This window comes from Streptomyces sp. NPDC052701 (genome assembly GCF_040678355.1).
In the GTDB taxonomy this organism is placed as follows: domain Bacteria; phylum Actinomycetota; class Actinomycetes; order Streptomycetales; family Streptomycetaceae; genus Streptomyces.
Genome location: NZ_JBFATO010000031.1, coordinates 73,561 through 91,128, shown reverse-complemented (window position 1 = coordinate 91,128; position 17,568 = coordinate 73,561). Strand labels below are relative to the sequence as shown.

Annotated in this window: 17 protein-coding genes and 1 pseudogene; 9 read left to right on the top strand and 9 right to left on the bottom strand. The window is 71.6% G+C overall.

Translation table 11 applies throughout. The annotated features are described in order from the left end of the window. Positions 1-1,460 (bottom strand): beta-ketoacyl synthase N-terminal-like domain-containing protein (locus AB0L29_RS27725; protein WP_365830646.1); only part of this gene is annotated, 1,460 nt, incomplete at its 3' end. 606 nt (positions 1,461-2,066) lie between these two features. On the opposite strand from AB0L29_RS27725, the gene AB0L29_RS27720 reads away from it, so the two are divergent. Further along, positions 2,067-2,918: a mycofactocin-coupled SDR family oxidoreductase gene (locus AB0L29_RS27720; RefSeq protein WP_365830644.1), complete on the top strand. Its 852-nt coding sequence runs from the start codon at positions 2,067-2,069 to the stop codon at positions 2,916-2,918. 61 nt (positions 2,919-2,979) lie between these two features. Continuing rightward, on the top strand, positions 2,980-3,498 hold the full coding sequence (locus tag AB0L29_RS27715) for a flavin reductase family protein (protein ID WP_365830642.1): 519 nt from the start codon (positions 2,980-2,982) through the stop codon (positions 3,496-3,498). A gap of 114 nt (positions 3,499-3,612) precedes the next feature. Here the strand turns inward: AB0L29_RS27715 and AB0L29_RS27710 are convergent, their stop codons facing one another. The 5 genes and pseudogenes from AB0L29_RS27710 to AB0L29_RS27690 all read right to left on the bottom strand — a co-directional run. Continuing rightward, entirely contained in the window at positions 3,613-5,055 is a 1,443-nt protein-coding gene (locus tag AB0L29_RS27710; protein ID WP_365830640.1) for an MFS transporter, read from the bottom strand. A gap of 84 nt (positions 5,056-5,139) precedes the next feature. Continuing rightward, positions 5,140-5,559 (bottom strand): SRPBCC family protein, encoded by a 420-nt coding sequence (locus AB0L29_RS27705; RefSeq protein WP_365830638.1) that lies wholly within the window; start codon positions 5,557-5,559, stop codon positions 5,140-5,142. A gap of 153 nt (positions 5,560-5,712) precedes the next feature. Further along, positions 5,713-7,071, bottom strand: a complete 1,359-nt coding sequence (locus AB0L29_RS27700; protein WP_365830660.1) for an FtsX-like permease family protein — start codon at positions 7,069-7,071, stop codon at positions 5,713-5,715. A 2-nt stretch (positions 7,072-7,073) separates the two neighbouring features. Beyond that, positions 7,074-7,865, bottom strand: a complete 792-nt coding sequence (locus tag AB0L29_RS27695) for an ABC transporter ATP-binding protein (RefSeq protein WP_365830636.1) — start codon at positions 7,863-7,865, stop codon at positions 7,074-7,076. Positions 7,866-7,987: 122 nt separating this feature from the next. Further along, a pseudogene (locus AB0L29_RS27690) lies at positions 7,988-8,563 on the bottom strand (integrase core domain-containing protein); the annotation flags it as partial. 244 nt (positions 8,564-8,807) lie between these two features. Between AB0L29_RS27690 and mftA the strand changes: the two are divergent. From mftA to mftF, 6 genes are read left to right on the top strand one after another with little or no spacing between them, the layout of a single operon-like run. Beyond that, positions 8,808-8,951: a mycofactocin precursor MftA gene (gene mftA, locus AB0L29_RS27685; protein ID WP_365830634.1), complete on the top strand. Its 144-nt coding sequence runs from the start codon at positions 8,808-8,810 to the stop codon at positions 8,949-8,951. A 15-nt stretch (positions 8,952-8,966) separates the two neighbouring features. Next, positions 8,967-9,269: a mycofactocin biosynthesis chaperone MftB gene (mftB, locus tag AB0L29_RS27680; RefSeq protein ID WP_365830632.1), complete on the top strand. Its 303-nt coding sequence runs from the start codon at positions 8,967-8,969 to the stop codon at positions 9,267-9,269. Beyond that, a complete protein-coding gene (gene mftC / locus AB0L29_RS27675; protein WP_365830630.1) occupies positions 9,266-10,501 on the top strand; it encodes a mycofactocin radical SAM maturase in 1,236 nt (411 codons plus the stop codon). Before mftB ends, mftC begins: the two co-directional genes overlap by 4 nt. 26 nt (positions 10,502-10,527) lie before the next feature. Next, positions 10,528-11,718, top strand: a complete 1,191-nt coding sequence (gene mftD / locus AB0L29_RS27670; RefSeq protein WP_365830628.1) for a pre-mycofactocin synthase MftD — start codon at positions 10,528-10,530, stop codon at positions 11,716-11,718. Then, positions 11,705-12,469, top strand: a complete 765-nt coding sequence (gene mftE, locus AB0L29_RS27665; RefSeq protein ID WP_365830626.1) for a mycofactocin biosynthesis peptidyl-dipeptidase MftE — start codon at positions 11,705-11,707, stop codon at positions 12,467-12,469. Before mftD ends, mftE begins: the two co-directional genes overlap by 14 nt. After that, positions 12,466-13,953, top strand: a complete 1,488-nt coding sequence (mftF, locus tag AB0L29_RS27660; RefSeq protein ID WP_365830624.1) for a mycofactocin biosynthesis glycosyltransferase MftF — start codon at positions 12,466-12,468, stop codon at positions 13,951-13,953. The genes mftE and mftF overlap by 4 nt, the downstream gene beginning before the upstream one ends. A gap of 45 nt (positions 13,954-13,998) precedes the next feature. Here the strand turns inward: mftF and AB0L29_RS27655 are convergent, their stop codons facing one another. The 3 genes from AB0L29_RS27655 to AB0L29_RS27645 all read right to left on the bottom strand — a co-directional run bounded on the left by AB0L29_RS27655 (position 13,999) and on the right by AB0L29_RS27645 (position 16,076). Beyond that, complete coding sequence (locus AB0L29_RS27655; RefSeq protein ID WP_365830622.1) at positions 13,999-14,778, bottom strand: DUF4097 family beta strand repeat-containing protein; 780 nt, start codon at positions 14,776-14,778, stop codon at positions 13,999-14,001. Positions 14,779-14,881: 103 nt separating this feature from the next. Beyond that, positions 14,882-15,034: a hypothetical protein gene (locus AB0L29_RS27650; protein WP_365830620.1), complete on the bottom strand. Its 153-nt coding sequence runs from the start codon at positions 15,032-15,034 to the stop codon at positions 14,882-14,884. A gap of 391 nt (positions 15,035-15,425) precedes the next feature. Continuing rightward, positions 15,426-16,076, bottom strand: a complete 651-nt coding sequence (locus tag AB0L29_RS27645) for a response regulator transcription factor (RefSeq protein ID WP_365830658.1) — start codon at positions 16,074-16,076, stop codon at positions 15,426-15,428. 316 nt (positions 16,077-16,392) lie between these two features. On the opposite strand from AB0L29_RS27645, the gene AB0L29_RS27640 reads away from it, so the two are divergent. Beyond that, positions 16,393-17,463 (top strand): acyl-CoA desaturase, encoded by a 1,071-nt coding sequence (locus AB0L29_RS27640; protein ID WP_365830619.1) that lies wholly within the window; start codon positions 16,393-16,395, stop codon positions 17,461-17,463. The last annotated feature ends 105 nt before the right edge of the window (positions 17,464-17,568 follow it).

The window sequence follows — 17,568 nt, the reverse complement described above, 5'->3', positions numbered from 1 at the left end:
AGCCGACCCGCCTGCGCAGCCACCGACCCCGCCACACCCCGGGCCGACACCACCCACGGCACCACCGACGACGCAACCACCGGAACCACGACATCCTGGGGCTCGGGTGCGTCCTGCGGTTCCGGCGCCTCGACGATCACATGCGCGTTCGTCCCGCTGATGCCGAAGGAGGAGACAGCGGCCCGCCGGGGATGATCCGGCCGCGGCCACGGCCGCTCTTCCGTCAGCAGCCGCACGGTGCCGTCCGACCAGTCCACGTTGGGGCTGGGGGCGTCCACGTGCAGGGTCTTGGGCATCACACCGTGGCGCATCGCCATGACCATCTTGATCACGCCACTCACACCGGCCGCGGCCTGCGTGTGTCCCATGTTCGACTTGATCGAGCCCAGCCACAGCGGACGGTCCTCGGGCCGGTCCTGACCGTAAGTCGCCAGTAGTGCCTGGGCCTCGATCGGATCACCCAGCGTCGTCCCCGTGCCGTGCGCCTCCACCACGTCCACCTCGGCCGCGGAGACCCCCGAGGCAGCCAGGGCCGCACGGATCACCCGCTGCTGGGACGGGCCGTTGGGGGCGGTGAGGCCGTTGGACGCGCCGTCCTGGTTGATGGCGCTGCCCCGCACCACCGCGAGGACCGGGTGACCGTTGCGACGCGCGTCCGACAGACGCTCCACCAGGAGCATGCCCGCGCCCTCGCCCCAGCCCGTGCCGTCGGCCGCGGCGGCGAAGGACTTGCAGCGGCCGTCGGCCGCGAGCCCGCGCTGCCGGCTGAACTCGACGAACACCTCGGGTGTCGACATCACCGCGACACCGCCCACCAGGGCCAGGGAGCACTCGCCGGAGCGCAGCGCCTGCACGGCCAGGTGCAGGGCGACCAGCGACGACGAGCACGCCGTGTCCACCGTCACCGCCGGGCCCTCCAGGCCCAGGGTGTAGGAGACCCGGCCGGACACGATGGAACCGGCGGCACTGCTGTAGGGGTAGTCGTGGTACATCACGCCGGCGAAGACGCCGGTGCGGCTCCCTCTGAGGGACAGCGGGTCGACGCCCGCGCGTTCCACCGCCTCCCAGGCGGTCTCCAGCAGCAGCCGCTGCTGCGGGTCCATCACCAGCGCCTCGTTCGGACTGATCCCGAAGAAGGCGGGGTCGAAGTCGGCCGCTTCATGCAGGAACCCGCCCTCGCGCGCGTAGGTCTTCCCGGCCCGCCCGGGCTCCGGGTCGAACACCCCCGGGTCCCAGCCGCGGTCGGACGGGAACCCCGACACCGCGTCCACCCCGTCCGCCACCAGCCGCCACAGGTCCTCCGGCGAGGCCACACCGCCCGGATAGCGGCACCCCATCCCCACGATCGCGATCGGTTCCCGCTGGGCGGCCGACATCTTGCGGTTCTGTCCGCGCAGCCGCTCGCTCTCCTTGAGGGATGCCCGGAGTGCCTCGACTAGCCGCTGGTCGGAGTTGGCCATCTCGGTCCCACTTCCCGTGTCACGTCGTGAATACTGGACAGGCGTCTGAGCGCCGACGGGCGAAGGCCGCGGCGCGGAATGCCGGATCGGGGCAACCCGGCGGGCTTTTCAAAATCCGGTGGCCGCATCGGAAAACCGGACGGACGAGCGCGCCGGGCGCCGGATGAGGGTCGGCGTGAAAAAGGGACAGCCTTGTTGGGGCCACCGTAGGACAGCGGGCAGGCGTCGTAACCCCTAAAAACTCCCCTACGCGACCCGACGAATTCTCCTGCGCCGACGGGCCCGCACCGGCCCGGTGCGGGCGATGGACGGGGACGGGTCGGTGACGGTGCCGGGGTCGCCGCGCGGCCGAGCGGGTCTGCGCGGCGGACCCCTAAGTGGGGGTGCCGCCCGGGAATAGGGGGACGGTGTCCGTCTCCGCGGGACGCCGGAACGGTATAACGAAATTCGAGTCGGCGCAGGGCGCACGCCGCGGGAGAACCACGAGCATTCTCGTACGTCTCTTCCGCTCTTCCGTGTTACTCCGGCAGTTCAGTTGCCTGCCCGGCCCGCGTGGCCGAACCGCCGTCCGTCATGTCACTACAGCAGAAATGTCTGGAGGGCCCCATGGGCCGGGTAGAAGGCAAAGTTGTCGTCATCACCGGTGCGGCGCGCGGGCAGGGGCGCAGCCACGCCGTGCGCCTGGCCGAGGAAGGCGCCGACATAATCGCGATCGACCTCGGCGAGGACATCGAGGTGGTCGGGTATCCGCTCGGCACCGCCGAGGAACTGGCGGAGACGGCGCGCCTGGTGGAGAAGACGGGCCGCCGGGTGGTGACGAAGCAGGCCGACATCCGTGACCGTACCGCGCTGCGCAAGGCGATCGACGAGGGTGTCGCGGAGCTGGGCCGGCTGGACGTGGTCGTGGCGAACGCCGCGATAGGCCCGGTGGGCGCCGACCGTCCGCTGTCCGCGTTCACCGAGGCCGTCGACGTGAACCTCAGCGGCACGCTGAACACCGTCCACGTGGCGCTGCCGCACCTTCGCGAAGGCGCGTCCATCATCCTGATCGGTTCCGCCGCCGCCTATTTCGCGTCCTACGGCGGCGACCCGGGCGGTATGGGTCCCGGCGGCATCGGCTACGCCTTCACCAAGCAGATGCTCGGCCACTACGTCAACTGGTTCGCGCCCTTCCTGGCTCCCCAGGGCCTGCGGATCAACGTGGTGCACCCCGCCAACGTCAACACGCCGATGCTGCACAACGAGGCCATGTACAAGGTCTTCCGTCCCGACCTGGAGCACCCGGTCGCACAGGACGCGGAGCCCGGCTTCGGCATGGTGCAGGCCATGCCGATCCCGTACGTCGAGCCGATCGACATCTCCCACGCGGTCACCTACCTCGCCTCCGACGAGTCCCGTTACGTCACCGGCACCCAGATGCGGGTGGACGGCGGCGCGGTCGTCAAGAACGGCAAGTGAGGCGTGAGTTCGCCACGCCGCAGCCAGGGCGGTCCTCGCACCCCGTGAAGGAGGCAGCCGGATGACGCACACCTTGCCGCACACGTCCACCGTGGCGCCCGTGAGTGATGAGCTGTCGGGGCGGTTCCGCGAGGCGATGGCCTCGTACCCGAGCGGTGTGACCCTCGTGACCACCACCGACGAACAGGGCGTCTGGCGAGGCTTCACGGCCACGTCGTTCTGCTCGCTTTCCGTGGCCCCTCCGTTGGTCCTCGTCTGCCTGGCGAGGACCGCGCAGTGCCATGCAGCGTTCCAGACGGCCGCTTCGTGGGTGGTGCAGGTGCTGCCGTTCCGGCGCGCGGACCTGGCCACGCGGTTCGCCACCCGCGGGGCGGACAAGTTCGGCCAGGGCGACTTCACGGCGAACGCGCAGGGCCATCCCGTACTGGAGGAGGCCGCCGCCGTGCTGGAGTGCGACGCCTACGTCCGCCACGACGTCGCCGACCACACGATCCTCGTCGGCCGGGTACGGGACGTACGGCTGCGCGACGATCCGCCGGCGGTCTACTTCCGCCGGGGGTTCCACGCTCTCGGAGGCTGAGGCTCGGAGCGGAGACAGGGGAGGGGCCTCGGACCGTGCAACGGTCCGAGGCCCCTTCCTCGTTTCGTTTTGGTGGTGCCGTGCGGCACTCGGACGGAGTGCCGCACGGGTCGTTCACTGGCCCACCGGGACCGCCTTCGAGTCCTGCTGGTCCGACGGCGAGGTGTGCGGCCGCAGCTTCGGCATGAACAGGGCGAAGACGCCCGACAGGGCGAAGGCTGCCACCGTGACCCACAGGGCGTTGGTCACGGCGTCGTTGAGGGTGTCGAAGGTCGGCTGGTCACCGGCGGTGTTGAAGAAGATCACACCGGCGACCGCCACACCCAGTGAGTAGCCGAGCTGCTGGAAGGTGGTGAAGGTACCCGACGCGGCGCCCGCGGCGCTCGGGGGAACGGTGCGCAGCGCCTCGTCCAGGAGCGGCACGATGAGCAGGACCATGCCGGCGCCGGAGACGCCGAGGGCCACCGCGAGGTCCCAGCCGGTCAGGCTGGTGCCCTGGTTGTTGATGACCCAGATCGCGTAGACGAACGCGGCGGCCTGGATGATCCCGCCCGCGAAGATGACGTACTTGCCGAACTTTTTCGCCAGCGGCGCGCCGGCGGGGGTGACGATCATCGAGCCGACGGTCATGCCGAAGATGGTCAGGCCGGTCTTGAGCGGGGTGAAGTCCAGGGCGGTCTGGAGGTAGTACCCGAGGGCGATCATGTAGCCGCCGTTGGCCATCCAGAACAGGATCTGCACCGCCAGGCCACGGCTGAACCCGTGGTCGGCGAACAACTGCATGGGCAGCAGGGAGGAACCGTCGCGCCGCATCCTGGCACGCTGCTGGAGGACGAAGAGCACGATCACGACCGGGGCGGCGGCCAGCATGCCCCAGATCCACGGCGCCCAGTCGGCCATGCGGCCGTCGATCAGCGGGAACTCGATGAGGAAGACGGCGCTCGCGGCAAGCAGTACGCCGAGGAGGTCCAGCTTCAGGGGGTGCTCGGACCGGCTGTTGGGGACGAAGAAGTTCGCCAGGGCCAGCAGCAGGACACAGACCGGCACGTTGACCAGGAAGATGATGCGCCAACCGAGGCCGAACAGGTCGGCGGTGACCATCCAGCCGCCCGCGATGAGGCCGACCACGGATCCCAGGGCGCTGATGGCGCCGATCAGTCCGTAGATCTTGCCGCGTTCGGCGGGTTCGTACATCACCTGCACCGACGACAGCACCTGGGGCACCATCACGCCGGCGAAGGCACCCTGCGCCACGCGGGCCATCACCAGCGCCTGACCGGTGTCGGCGGCGGAGGCCCACAGGGAGGTGAGGCCGAAGCCGGCCACACCGATGAGGAAGATGGTGCGGCGGCCGAAGATGTCTCCGAGGCGTCCGCCGGTGATCAGCAGGACGGCGAAGGCCAGCAGGTAGCCCGCCATGATCCACTCGAGGTGGGCGTCGGTGGCGTGCAGGTCCTCCTGGATCGGGCGCAGCGCGACATTGGTGATCGTGGTGTCGACCAGGTCCATGAACTGCGCCACGATCAGGGTGGTGATCGCGATGGTCCGTTTCTTCACGACGGACACTCCTCACTCGACAGGTCGGCGCGCGAACGCGAACACGGATGCGTCACCGACGAAGGTGTGCGGTAGTTCCGCCGGTCAGCGGGCGGCCAGCTCCGCGAGGTCCAGGACGCCGGTCGTCAGGCCGGCGGCGAGACTGGCCCCCTGAGCGGCACCGACCTGGTCGGACAACGGGCCGTCCAGCCGCATCGTGTGGGTGATGAGGGTGCCGCCGTTGTCCAACGGGGTCAGGTGGCAGATGGACTGGGCGATCAGGTCCCCGCCGGGCCGCGTCTCCATCGTGAAGCCGGTGCCCGACTCCACGGCGGTCAGGGTGAACGGCGCGGGCGGCCGGCCCTCGTTGGTCACGGTGCCGGTGGTGCCGGTGGCGAACGGGCCGGAGCGCTCGATGGAGATCAGATCCGGGTTCCAGTCGGGCCAAGTGGCGGGGTCCTCGTAGCAGGTCCACACGGCCTGCGGCGGTGCGGTCGTCTCAGCGGTCTGCGTGGTCTCCCACATGGGGGCTCCTGTCATTTGTTCTATACGTACTTACGCTTAAGACAAATGTACAGATGGCCTCGGGGGACCGCAACCGGGTCCGGGGCAACGGAAAACGGGCGGGTCCCGGCACCTCAGAGGTGCCGGGACCCGCCCGTCCGTGCGGACCGTCGATCAGGCGGTGGCCGCCTCGACCGCCGGAACGCGCATCCTGCGCCACGCGGTGCCGACGCTCGCCAGCAGCGTCGCGGTCGCGGCGATGGCCACGATCGAGAGGTGGATGGCCAGCGGCGCATCCGGTACGACGTCGTCGGTCCTGGCCAGGGTGAAGGGCAGCACGGTCGCCAGCGAGGCCAGTGACCCGAACAGCACGCCGGTCAGGGCCAGCAGCACGCCTTCCGCGGTCACCATCCGCAGTACCTGGCGGGGCGTCGCCCCGATCAGCCGCTGCTGGCCGAACTCACGGCTGCGGTGCGTGGTGGCGGCGATCAGGACGTTCACCAGCATGATGCAGGCGAAGAGGACCACGGTGCCGATGACCACGAAGTTCAAGGTCTCGATGTTGCGCTGTTCCGTCGTCTTGGCGACCCCTTCGGCGGCGGTCGCGGCGTTCTCGATGCTCTGCATGTAGAAGGTGCCGGAGCCGATTCCCGTGAACAGGATGACCGGCATCAGGGCCGTGCCGATCCGGTCCGCCCGCCGGCGCACGTTCTGCACCGTCAGGTAGCCGCTCACTCCGCCGAGCCGCTGGAGCGGGCCGCCCAGCAGGGCCGTGACACCGCGCATGAGCGCCGGAGCCAGCAGCGCCAGGCCGATCGCCACGAGGATCGACGCCGAGCCGGCCGTCTGCATGATCTCGGCGCTCTTGTCGTGATCCAGCACGATCGTCATCACACCGAGGTTCACCCCGCCCGCCAGGAACAGCACCGCTGCCGCGATCCTGATCCGCCCCATGCGGCGGGAGCCGTTGGCCGTCGCGGCGCTCGCCTCGGCCACCCGCATCCTGGCCGTGCGGCGCGCCGTCACCAGGGCGGCCAGCGTGGCGGCCACCAGGGTGATGACGGTGCCCGTGCCCAGCCCGATCGGGCCGAAGCTATACGACACGGCGGGCGCCACCTGATCGGTGTCGATCAGCACGTCCAGCAGCGCGCTGCCGCCGAAGATGGCCCACGGAATGGCACACACCGAGGCGGCCACCGCCAGCACCGCCGCCTCACCGACGATCATCCGGCCGACCTGCGCCGGTGTCGCGCCGGCGCTGCGCAGGGTGACCATGTCGGCGCCGCGCTGCTGCACGGCCAGCGTCAGCGTCGAGGTGACGGCGAAGACCACGAGCAGCAGCCCCCAGCCGCCGACGACGCTCGCCAGGGTGGTCAGCGTCTCCTCGCTGCCGGTGTCCACCGCGTCGCCCTGCGCGGTGTCGAGCAGCGAGGCGAACGACATCAGCATCACGGAGCCGAGGAACAGCACGAGGAAGCTCGCCAGATAGCCGCCGGGGCGGTGTCGCAGCGAACGAAGAGCCAGGGAGATCATCGTCACGCACCCGCCGTCACACGTCGCCGGGCCACCTCGTCACCCAGGTGGGTCATCCGCTCGGCGACGGCCTCCGCGGTCGGCCGCTCCATCCGGCCCACCAGCTCACCGTCGGCGAGGAAGAGCACGCTGTCCGCGTAGGACGCGGCCACCGGGTCGTGCGTCACCATCACGACCGACTGCCCGTGGACGCGGACGCACTCCTGGAGCAGGGCCAGCACGTCCCGGGCGCTCCGCGTGTCCAGCGCACCCGTCGGCTCGTCGGCGAAGACCACCCGCGGCTCGGTCAGCAGGGCACGGGCGATGGCCACCCGCTGCTGCTGGCCACCGGACAGCTCCGAGGGCAGGTGCCCCAGCCGGCCGCCCAGGCCCACCCGGTCCAGCACCGCGTGGGCGCGTCGGCGGTCGGGCTTGCGGCCGGACAGCCGCAGCGGCAGCGTCACGTTCTGCTCCACCGTCAGCATCGGCAGCAGGTTGAAGTGCTGGAAGATGAAGCCGATCCGCTTCCGGCGGAACCGGGTGAGCTTCGCCTCGCTCCCCTTGGCCATCTCCTGGCCGTCCACGAAGACCCGCCCGGAGCTCGGACGGTCGAGGCCCGCCGCGCACTGCAGCAGCGTGCTCTTGCCCGATCCGGACGGTCCCATCACCGCGACGAAGGTGCCGGCCGGCAGCGAGAGCGACACGTTGTTCAGTGCCGTGACCGAGCCTTCACCAGTGCCGTAGACCCTGCTGACCGCGTCGAGGCGCAGGGAGTCGTCGCTCCTGCTGGGGGTCGAATGAGTGATCCTTGACATCTGACGTCTCCTCAACGGGCGCCCGGTGCGCCTTCCACAACGACGCTACGGACCGCGCCGAGGAGTTTCGATGGGCGCAGCACCCGAGTTCGAGGGTGCACCTAACACACCCCTATCGAGGGCTAGGTGTACTGCCCTGTGAGGTTGGGGACGTGGCTGGCGGGTGGTTGGCCTTTGAGCGCGGTGTGGCCGCGGTGGTGATTGTGGGTGTGCGGCCAGCCGGGGAACGCCTGGCGTCGTTCCTGCTCGGAGCGGTAGGGGCGGGCGTAGGCCCATTCGTCGGGCAGGGTGCGGTTGAAGCGTTCGGCCTTGTCGTTGGTCTGGGGCCGGCAGGGCCGGGTTCGTTCGTGGGCGGTCCCGGCCGCGGCCGGCAGGTCGCGCCGGTCGCGGGAGCGGTGGCAGGAGCCGTTGTCGGTCAGGACCCGTTCGACGGTGATTGCGGCCTGGGTGAAGAAGGCGTGGGAGCGCTGCCGGAAGGCGGTGGCGGTCTGTTTCTTCTCGTCGGTGTGGATCTGGCTGTAGGCCGGGCGGGAGTGGTCGTCGAGGGCGGTGTGCAGGTGGCTGTAGCCGGCGCCGGAGCGGGTCCTGTGGCCCGCCGGGCGGCCCAGCACCTTGTGGCCGCCGCCGTCGGGGATGTTGCCGGGGTTTTTGATGTCCACATGCACCAGCTCGCCGGGCCGGGCCCGTTCGTAGCGGCGATTTCAAGATCGGTCAGCCGTGACCCCTGTCACCGTCCACAACCTCCCGGGACAGAACAGCCAGGGCCCCGGACACGGCGACGGAGGTACCCGGCCGCCGACCCTTCTTTTTGGCACCGCATGCCAGTACTGTTCCGTGAAGCGCACGGCGCGGTCGGCACGACACACGACCGACCGAGTGCGGCCCGCTCTGCCCTGCTCACCCACCCCTGCGCCACTGCTCGGAACCTCAAGGGAGAGTCGCATGAACGAGCCCAACTCGTCCGGGACGGAAACGAACTCGGACGACGAGTCGACCCCGTCCGCCGCAGCCACCGACGAATCCCCCCTCGCAGTGGATGAGTTGATCGAAGAGGTCTCGATCGACGGCATGTGCGGCGTCTACTAGAGTCGGCCCGCACCGATGTCCGCCGGACCCTCGTCCGTCACCGCCCTCGACCTGGACCGCCCTTGGGACCTGCATCCGCAGGTCGCGGTCCGGCCGGAACCCTTCGGCGCCCTGCTGTACCACTTCGGCACCCGGCAGCTGATCTTCCTCAAGGACCGCGGGCTCCTCCACGTGCTCCAGGCGCTCGCCGCGGCACCCACCGCCCGTGCCGCCTGCACGGCCGTCGACGCCGACACCGGGAACACCTCCCGGTACGGCGGGGCCCTGGCGTCCCTGGCCCGCTCGTCGATCCTGGTCGAAAGGACACCGGCCGCATGACCCCTGCCACCCCCGTGCCGACCCGGCCCGGCTCCCGTCTGGTGGACCTGTTCGAGTACGGCCTCGCCGCCCCGATCTGCCTGACGTGGGAACTCACCTACGCCTGCAACCTGTCCTGCACCCACTGCCTGTCCAGTTCCGGCCGCCGGGACCCCCGGGAGCTGACCACCGCCGAGGCCAAGGCCGTCATCGACGAACTGGAGGCCATGCAGGTCTTCTACGTCAACATCGGCGGCGGCGAGCCCACGGTCCGCCCCGACTTCTGGGAACTGCTCGACTACGCCACCGCCCATCGCGTCGGCGTCAAGTTCTCCACGAACGGGGTGCGGATCACCCCGGAGATCGCCCGGCGGGTCGCCGGCAACGACTACGTCGACGTGCAGGTGTCCCTCGACGGCGCGACCGCGGAGGTCAACGACGCGGTGCGCGGGACCGGTTCGTACGACACGGCGCTGCGCGCGATGCGTCACCTGGCCGACGCCGGGGCGCGGAACTTCAAGCTGTCGGTCGTCTGCACCCGGTACAACATCCCGCAGATGGACGACTTCAAGGCGCTCGCCGACCGGTACGGCGCGCAGCTGCGGCTGACCCGGCTGCGCCCGTCCGGGCGAGGCGCCGACGTCTGGGACGAACTGCATCCCCTGCCCGGGCAGCAGCGGCAGCTGTACGACTGGCTGGTCGCCCACGGCGACACGGTGCTCACCGGGGACTCCTTCTTCCATCTGTCCGCGTACGGGCAGGCGTTGCCGGGACTGAACCTGTGCGGCGCGGGGCGCGTGGTGTGTCTGATCGACCCCGTCGGCGACGTGTACGCGTGCCCGTTCGCCATCCACGACGAGTTCCTCGCCGGGAACGTGCGCGAGCCGGGCGGGTTCGCCGGCGTGTGGCGCGACTCGGCCCTGTTCCGGCGGCTGCGCGAGCCGCAGCAGGGTGGGGCGTGCCGCTCGTGCGCCTTCTACGACACCTGCAAGGGCGGCTGCATGGCCGCCAAGTTCTTCACCGGGCTGCCGCTCGACGGGCCCGATCCCGAGTGCGTCCAGGGATACGGCGAGCAGTTGCTCGCCACGCGGGGCCGCACCGTACCGAAACCGTCCGGTGACCACTCCCACCGCACCGTGTCCCGTCCCCGACCCGTCGACGTCGTCCTCACCCGGCGCGCGGACCTCAACCGGCCGCCGGTCGGTGCGTGCTGCGAGGACCCTCTGGCCGGCCCGGCCGAGGGCACGACCTGACGTCCCCAGCGAGAGAGGCCCTGACAGTGGGCAGAAACCCCTGGTTCGAGACCGTCGCGGAGGCGCAGCGACGCGCCGAGAAGTACCTTCCGAGCACCGTCTACGGCGCACTGGTGGCCGGCTCCGAACGCGGCCGGACCATCGACGACAACACCGACGCCTTCGCCGAACTCGGCTTCGCCCCCCGGGTGGTGGGCCATCACGCCGAGCGGAACCTGGGCACCACCGTGCTCGGGGTGGAGTCCGCGCTGCCGGTGGTGATCTCACCGACCGGTGTCCAGGCGGTCCATCCCGACGGCGAGGTGGCCGTCGCACGCGCCGCGGCGAACCGTGGCGTGATCATGGGGCTGAGCTCGTTCGCCAGCAGGCCCGTGGAAGAGGTCGTCGAGGCCAACGCGAACACCTTCTACCAGATGTACTGGCTGGGCAGCCGGGAGGCCATGGCCCGGCAGATGGAGCGCGCCCGCACCGCCGGGGCCAAGGCGCTGATCGCCACCCTGGACTGGTCGTTCTCCCACGGACGGGACTGGGGCAGTCCGGCGATCCCCGACCGGATCGACCTCAGGACGGCGCTCCGGTTCGCGCACGACATCCTGCCGCACCCGCGCTGGCTGTGGGCGTTCGCCAAGTCCCGGCGGTTGCCCGACCTAACCGTGCCCAACCTCTCGCCGGCCGGCGTCCCGGCGCCCACCTTCTTCGGCGCGTACGGCGAGTGGATGCAGACCACGCCACCCACCTGGGACGACGTCAAGTGGCTGCGGGAGGAGTGGGGCGGCCCGTTCCTGCTGAAGGGCGTGTCCCGGGTCGACGACGCGAAGCGGGCCGTGGACGCCGGTGTGTCCGGCATCTCGGTGTCCAATCACGGCGGGAACAACCTGGACACCACTCCCGCCACCATCCGCCTGCTGCCCGCGATCGCCGAGGCGGTCGGCGACGAGATCGAGGTGCTGCTCGACGGCGGCGTCCGGCGGGGCGGCGATGTCGCCAAGGCCCTGGCCCTCGGCGCCCGTGCCGTCCTCATCGGCCGCGCCTATCTGTGGGGCCTCGCCGCGAACGGGCAGGCGGGTGTGGAGAACGTGCTGGACATCCTGCGCTCCGGCCTCGACTCCGCGGTCCTCGGCCTCGGGCACTCCTCCGCCGCCGAGCTGGGCCCGGACGACCTGGTGATCCCGGACGGCTTCACCCGCGCCCTCGGTGTTCCACGTGCCGTGGGGTGACGGGACGGAACTGGCGCGCTCGGCCTGGCCGGAGGTCGTGGAGGGCGCGCTCGTCCTGGTGCCCGTGGGCTCCACCGAGCAGCACGGGCCGCACCTGCCGCTGCACACCGACAGCGTCATCGCCGAGGCCGTGGCCCGCGGCACGGCTCGACGGCTCTCCGCGCGAACGGTCCTGACGGCGCCTTGCATCGCGTACGGCGCCAGCGGGGAGCACGCGGGTTTCCCGGGGACGGTCTCGATCGGGCTGGAGGCACTGCGCTTCGTGCTGGTGGAGACCGTGCGGTCACTGTCGCTGTGGGCCGGCCGTACCGTCTTCGTCAACGGGCACGGCGGCAACGTCGTCGCCCTCGACACGGCCCTCGCGCAGCTCCGCGACGAGGGGCACGACGTGGCGTGGCTCGGCTGCGGGACACCCGGCGGTGACGCGCACGCCGGCCGCAGCGAGACGTCCCTGATGCTGCACCTGGCGCCCGAGCAGGTCCGGCTGTCCGCCGCGGCCGCCGGCGACACCCGGCCGCTGGAGGTGCTGCTGCCGCGGCTCATGGCCCACGGCGTCCGCGCGGTCTCCCCGTCCGGGGTGCTCGGCGATTCGACCGGTGCCACCGCCGAGCAGGGGCGCGCCTTGTTCGAGGCGATGGTGTCCACCGCCGTACGGCTCGTCACCTCGGGGCGGGCCGACGCGCGCGGCCGGCTGGTCGACGCCGGGGACACTCCGCATCCCGCCGGCGGACGGGAGCCGGCGCGCCCATGACGCTCCCGCACGGCTTCGTGGTCACCCTCGACCGGACCACCCGGGTCCTCGACGGCGGACGGGCCCTCCTGGGCGGCCATCCGCCTCGCCTGCTGCGGCTCGGCCCCCGGGCCGTGCCGCTGCTCACCGGACGCACGCTGCGGGTGCGCTGCGCGGCCGGTGCCGTCCTCGCCGGGCGTCTGCTGGAGACCGGCCTCGCCCAGCCGTCCGTGCGGGACCTGCCCCCGCTGCCGGGCCCCGGCGCCGGTTCCGCCCCGGTGTGCAGCTATGTCGTCCCGGTGCGCGACCGGCCGTACGAGCTCGACCGCCTCCTGGCGAGCATCCGTGCCCCGGCCGGCACCCCGGTCGTCGTCGTGGACGACGCCTCCCTCCGCCCGGGCCTCGTCGCCGCCGTCGCCGCACGTCACAACGCCCGGCTGGTCTCCCTCGCCGCCAACCTGGGACCGGCGGGCGCCCGCAACGCCGGACTGCGCGAGGTCACCACGCCCTACGTGGTGTTCGTCGACTCCGACGTCGTGCTCGCGCCCGAGACGGTGCCCACACTGCTGCGGCACTTCACCGACCCCGCAGTCGCCCTGGCCGCGCCCAGGATCACCGCGCTGACCACTGCGGACTCCGACCGCTGGCTCGGTCGCTACGAGAGCGTCCGCTCCTCGCTGGACCTCGGCCGCCACCCGGCCGCCGTCCGCCCCGGCACCCCGGTCTCCTGGCTGCCCGGAGCGTGCCTGGTCGCCCGGACGGACGTGCTGCGGGCCCTGGGCGGCTTCGACGCCGGGATGCGGGTGGGTGAGGACGTCGACCTGTGCTGGCGGGTGATCGGGGCCGGCCACCGGGTGCGCTACGAACCCGGCGTCCAGGCGGCCCACGAGCACCGGGTGGACCATGTCGACTGGTTCCGCCGCAAGGCCGTCTACGGCACCGGCGCCCACCCCCTCGCCGAGCGGCACCCGGAGCACATCGCCCCCGCCGTGCTGGCGCCCTGGTGCGTGGCGCTGCTCCTCGCCCTGTTCGCGCAGCGGCGCTGGTCCCTGCCCGTCGCGGGAAGCATCGTGGCCGGCGTCACCGTCCGCAACGCGGAGAAGCTCAAAGGGATCGAGCGGCCGGTGCGGCACGCCGCGCGGCTCACCGGGCTGGGCACGGTGGCGGCGCTCACCCAGGGCGCGGCGCTGCTGACCCGCCACTGGTGGCCGCTCACCGCCGTCGGCTGCCTCGCCTCGCGCCGGGTACGCCGGGTGGCGGCGGTGGCGGCCGTCACCGACATCGCCCTGGAACAGCTGGACCGGCCCTCCGCCGCCGCCCGGCCGCGTCCCGTCGCCTACGGCATCGCCCGCCGCCTCGACGACCTGGCCTACGGCTCCGGCGTCTGGATCTCCGCCCTGAAAGGCCGCTCGACGGCGGCCCTGCGCCCCCGTGTCGTGCGCCGCACCCGGCCTCGCGCGGCCTCCGGCGGGGCGTCGGAGCGACACGCGACGCGCGCACCGTGACCGCGGGCGCCGCCTGCTGTCGGGGGTGGCCCGTGCCGCGTCGGCTCAGGCGCGGCACAGCGTGATGTCGCCGCTGGCCGTGGTGATGTCCACGGTGACCTCCGCGCCGCCTTCCGAGGGGGCGCCGTCGGCGAGGTCGCCGTGCCGGTCACCGCTCCTGGTGTGCAGGCTGGGCCGCACGCCCAAGCCCGGGGCCACGCCGACGCTCACGTCGCCGGAGGACGTGGTGGCGTGCACGAGGCCGCCGCGGACCGTCTCGATGCGGACGTCACCGGAGGAGGTCTCGACGCGGACCTCTCGTTCGGCGGTACCCAGACGCATGTCACCGCTGGCGGACCTGCCGCTGACCGGGCCGCCCGCGTGCGCCACCCGCACCCCGCCGGACCGGGTGGCGAAGGTCAGGGAGCCGCCGACGCTGCCCAGCCGGGTGTCGCCGGAGGCCAGGTCGAGGCGTACGTCGCCGGTGACGCTGTCGGCCTCCACGGCGCCGGAGCCCGTGTCGGCCACGAGCGCGGCGAGCGGGCCGCTCGTGACGAGGCCGGCGGAGTCGGAGGCGTATTCCAGCGCCGAGCCCGCCGGCACGGTGATGGTGAGCCGGATGCGCCCCTTGATCCGGTCGCCCGGCTGTCCCCGGTCCACGGACAGGACGCCGTTGTCGTAGCTCACCTCGGTGCTATCGGCCGCCTTGCGGTCACCGGAGCGCCAGGACACCGCCGGGGCCACCTCGACGGTGACGCCGGGGCCGTCGCCCGCCCGTACCGCGCAGCTCCCGCCGGTGATGCGTACCCGCGCGGTCACCGGGCCGTCCGCCTTGAACTCGTACATCGCCATCGCGCCTTCACCAATCGTCGGAAGCGGGCCCAGGGGCCCGTGTGGGGGGTGTACGGCCGGGACCGGTGCCTGCCGGCGGCCGGTGCCGGCCGGCCGGTCACGGCTGGGCCGGCACCGTCGGTGAGGGCAGCAGCACGCCGTCGTCGATCCCGATCAGCCGGCCGACCAGGGGGGACCAGGTCAGGCGGACGCTCACCTGGGCGCTGCCCACCAGATCGCCCCAGGGCATCGCCGTGTGCGCTGCGCGCACCTGACCCGTCGGGGCGGTCGCGTTGGGTGGCGCGGCACACTCCTGCGCCGCGGGGGAAGGGAATACGGGGGGCGGTGCGCCGGTCGTCGGGAGGGGCGCGGCCAGCCGGGCGAGAGCGGTACGCGCACAGGTGCGCACCGCCTCCCACTGCCGTTGTCGCGCCGTGGCACTATCCTGCGGTCGATGCGGGGGGCGCGTCACTGCGCCGCCTCGGCACCGGTCCCGGTCGAAGATGTCATCGGCATGGCGTCAGGCTAGGGCCGGCCCCGACGCGTCGGACACCCCGACGGACCCCTGTTCCCCTGCCCTCGGCGGGATCGCAGCGGTGAGCGATAAGGGGTGCGGCGCCGCGGGGAGTCCGGGACCGGACGCACATCGTCCACGCCCGGCCTCAGTTCTGGTCCAGGTAGGCGAGGACCGCGAGGACCCTGCGGTTGTCGTCCTCCGACTGCGCCAGACCGAGCTTGCTGAAGATGTTGGCGGTGTGCTTCGCGACCGCGCGTTCGGTCATGCAGAGCTGGGCGGAGATGGCGGCGTTGGAGCGTCCTTGCGCCATCAGCTCCATCACCTCGGTCTCGCGCTTGGTCAGCCGGCCGATCGAGGTGCCCTCCGAGGACTGCCTGGCCACCAGCTGCGAGATGACCTGGGGGTCCATGGCGGTCCCGCCGCCCGCCACCCGGCGCACCGCGTCGATGAACTGGTCGGCGTCGAAGACGCGGTCCTTCAGCAGGTACCCGACCCCGCCGCTGCCGTCGGCCAGCAGCTCACGCGCGTACAACTGCTCGACGTGCTGGGACAGCACGAGCACGGGCATGCCCGGACGCTTCTGCCGGGCGGCCAGCGCACAGCGCAGCCCCTCGTCGGTGTGGGAGGGGGGCAGCCGCACGTCGACGACGGCCACCTCCAGACGGGGGTCGTCGAGGGCGCGGGTGAGATCGGGCCCGTTGTCGACCGCCGCGAGCACCTCGAAGCCATAGGCCTCGAACAGGCGGATGAGCCCGTCTCGTAGCAGGAAGAGGTCTTCGGCGAGCACCACGCGCACGGAGGTCTCCAACATTGCCGAGAAGTCGTCAGGGATCGCGGAATCACGGGCGCCGAAAGGGCGTTGGCGACCGCCGCTGCGACGAATCTACCCAGTTCGCGTCCGCCCCAGCGCCAGTCCAGGTGGTGCGCCCCCTAATCTTCTGTCCGCCGCGGGCCGGGGGCGGCCCCTCATCCGAGCGTGGCTCCACGAAGAAATGCGAGGTCAGCGGCGTAGGGGTGGTGATAACCCCCGGGAGGACCGGGAGGAAGTCCCCCGACGGATCCGGTACCTGGCCCGCTGTCGGCGCGGAGCGTTCCTGCCCAGACTCGAGTCCATGACGTTCTCCATCGACGCTCCCGTGGCGGCCGCACGGCCCTCCGGCCCTGCGCGGCCCTCCGGCACCGGCAGCGATTTCGCCAGACTCTCCCAACGCATCAGCGAGGCGGGCCTGATGGACCGGCGCCCGGGCTACTACACCGTGCGGCTGGGCCTGGTGCTCGCGGCTCTGCTGGGTGGCGGGGCGGCCTTCTTCGCACTCGGCGACACCTGGTGGCAGCTCGTCCTCGCCGCCGCGATGGCCCTCGTCTTCGGCCAAGTCGCTCTCGTGACGCACGATATGGCTCATCGTCAGATTTTCCGCCGACGCCGCCCGAGCGAGATGTGGGGCCGTCTCTTCGGCAACCTCGGCATCGGCATGAGCTACGGGTGGTGGATGAACAAGCACACCCGTCACCACGCCAACCCCAACCACGAGGAGCTCGATCCCGACGTCGCTCCGGACATCCTGGTGTGGTCCACCGAACAGGCGCGCGACAGCAGCGGCCTGGCCCGGGTCATCGGCGGCCACCAGGCGTTCCTGTTCTTCCCGCTGCTGACGCTGGAGGGCTTCAACCTGCACGTGTCGAGCGTGCGGGCGCTGCGCTCGCCGACTATGAAGCACCGGGTGCTGGAGGGCGCGCTGCTCTTCCTGCACATAGCGGCCTACCTGTCCGTGCTGTTCCTGGTGCTCTCCCCCGGCAAGGCCGTGGCGTTCCTCGCCGTGCACCAGTGCCTGTTCGGGGTGTATCTCGGCTGCACGTTCGCCCCGAACCACAAGGGCATGCCCACCTTCACCGGCGACGAGCGGCCCGACTTCCTGCGGCGCCAGGTGCTCACCTCCCGCAACGTGCGGGGCGGCTGGTTCACGGACGTGATGCTCGGAGGGCTCAACTACCAGATCGAGCACCACCTGTTCCCGAGCATGCCCACGCCTCATCTGCGACGCGCCCAGGTGATCGTGCGGAAGTACTGCGCGGAGATCGGCGTGCCGTACCACGAGACCGGGCTGATCCAGTCCTACCGCGAGGCCCTCACCCACCTGCACCGGGCGGGAGAGCCCATCAGGCAGCAGCGCAAGGCGTCTTGACGGACCGTCCTATCGAACGTACGTATGTCTCATGCGTACATATGTACGGATGCGCTCCATCCGCGGTCACGGCCGCACCCACGGACCGCCGCACCCCCACGCCAC

What these genes read in the sequence shown, in the direction of transcription:
- AB0L29_RS27720 (WP_365830644.1), top strand. Translation starts at nt 2,067, where the DNA reads ATGGGCCGGGTAGAAGGCAAAGTTGTCGTCATCACCGGTGCGGCGCGC.
- AB0L29_RS27715 (WP_365830642.1), top strand. Translation starts at nt 2,980, where the DNA reads ATGACGCACACCTTGCCGCACACGTCCACCGTGGCGCCCGTGAGTGAT.
- AB0L29_RS27705 (WP_365830638.1), bottom strand. Translation starts at nt 5,559, where the DNA reads ATGTGGGAGACCACGCAGACCGCTGAGACGACCGCACCGCCGCAGGCC.
- AB0L29_RS27700 (WP_365830660.1), bottom strand. Translation starts at nt 7,071, where the DNA reads ATGATCTCCCTGGCTCTTCGTTCGCTGCGACACCGCCCCGGCGGCTAT.
- AB0L29_RS27695 (WP_365830636.1), bottom strand. Translation starts at nt 7,865, where the DNA reads ATGTCAAGGATCACTCATTCGACCCCCAGCAGGAGCGACGACTCCCTG.
- mftA (WP_365830634.1), top strand. Translation starts at nt 8,808, where the DNA reads ATGAACGAGCCCAACTCGTCCGGGACGGAAACGAACTCGGACGACGAG.
- mftB (WP_365830632.1), top strand. Translation starts at nt 8,967, where the DNA reads ATGTCCGCCGGACCCTCGTCCGTCACCGCCCTCGACCTGGACCGCCCT.
- mftC (WP_365830630.1), top strand. Translation starts at nt 9,266, where the DNA reads ATGACCCCTGCCACCCCCGTGCCGACCCGGCCCGGCTCCCGTCTGGTG.
- mftF (WP_365830624.1), top strand. Translation starts at nt 12,466, where the DNA reads ATGACGCTCCCGCACGGCTTCGTGGTCACCCTCGACCGGACCACCCGG.
- AB0L29_RS27655 (WP_365830622.1), bottom strand. Translation starts at nt 14,778, where the DNA reads ATGTACGAGTTCAAGGCGGACGGCCCGGTGACCGCGCGGGTACGCATC.
- AB0L29_RS27640 (WP_365830619.1), top strand. Translation starts at nt 16,393, where the DNA reads ATGACGTTCTCCATCGACGCTCCCGTGGCGGCCGCACGGCCCTCCGGC.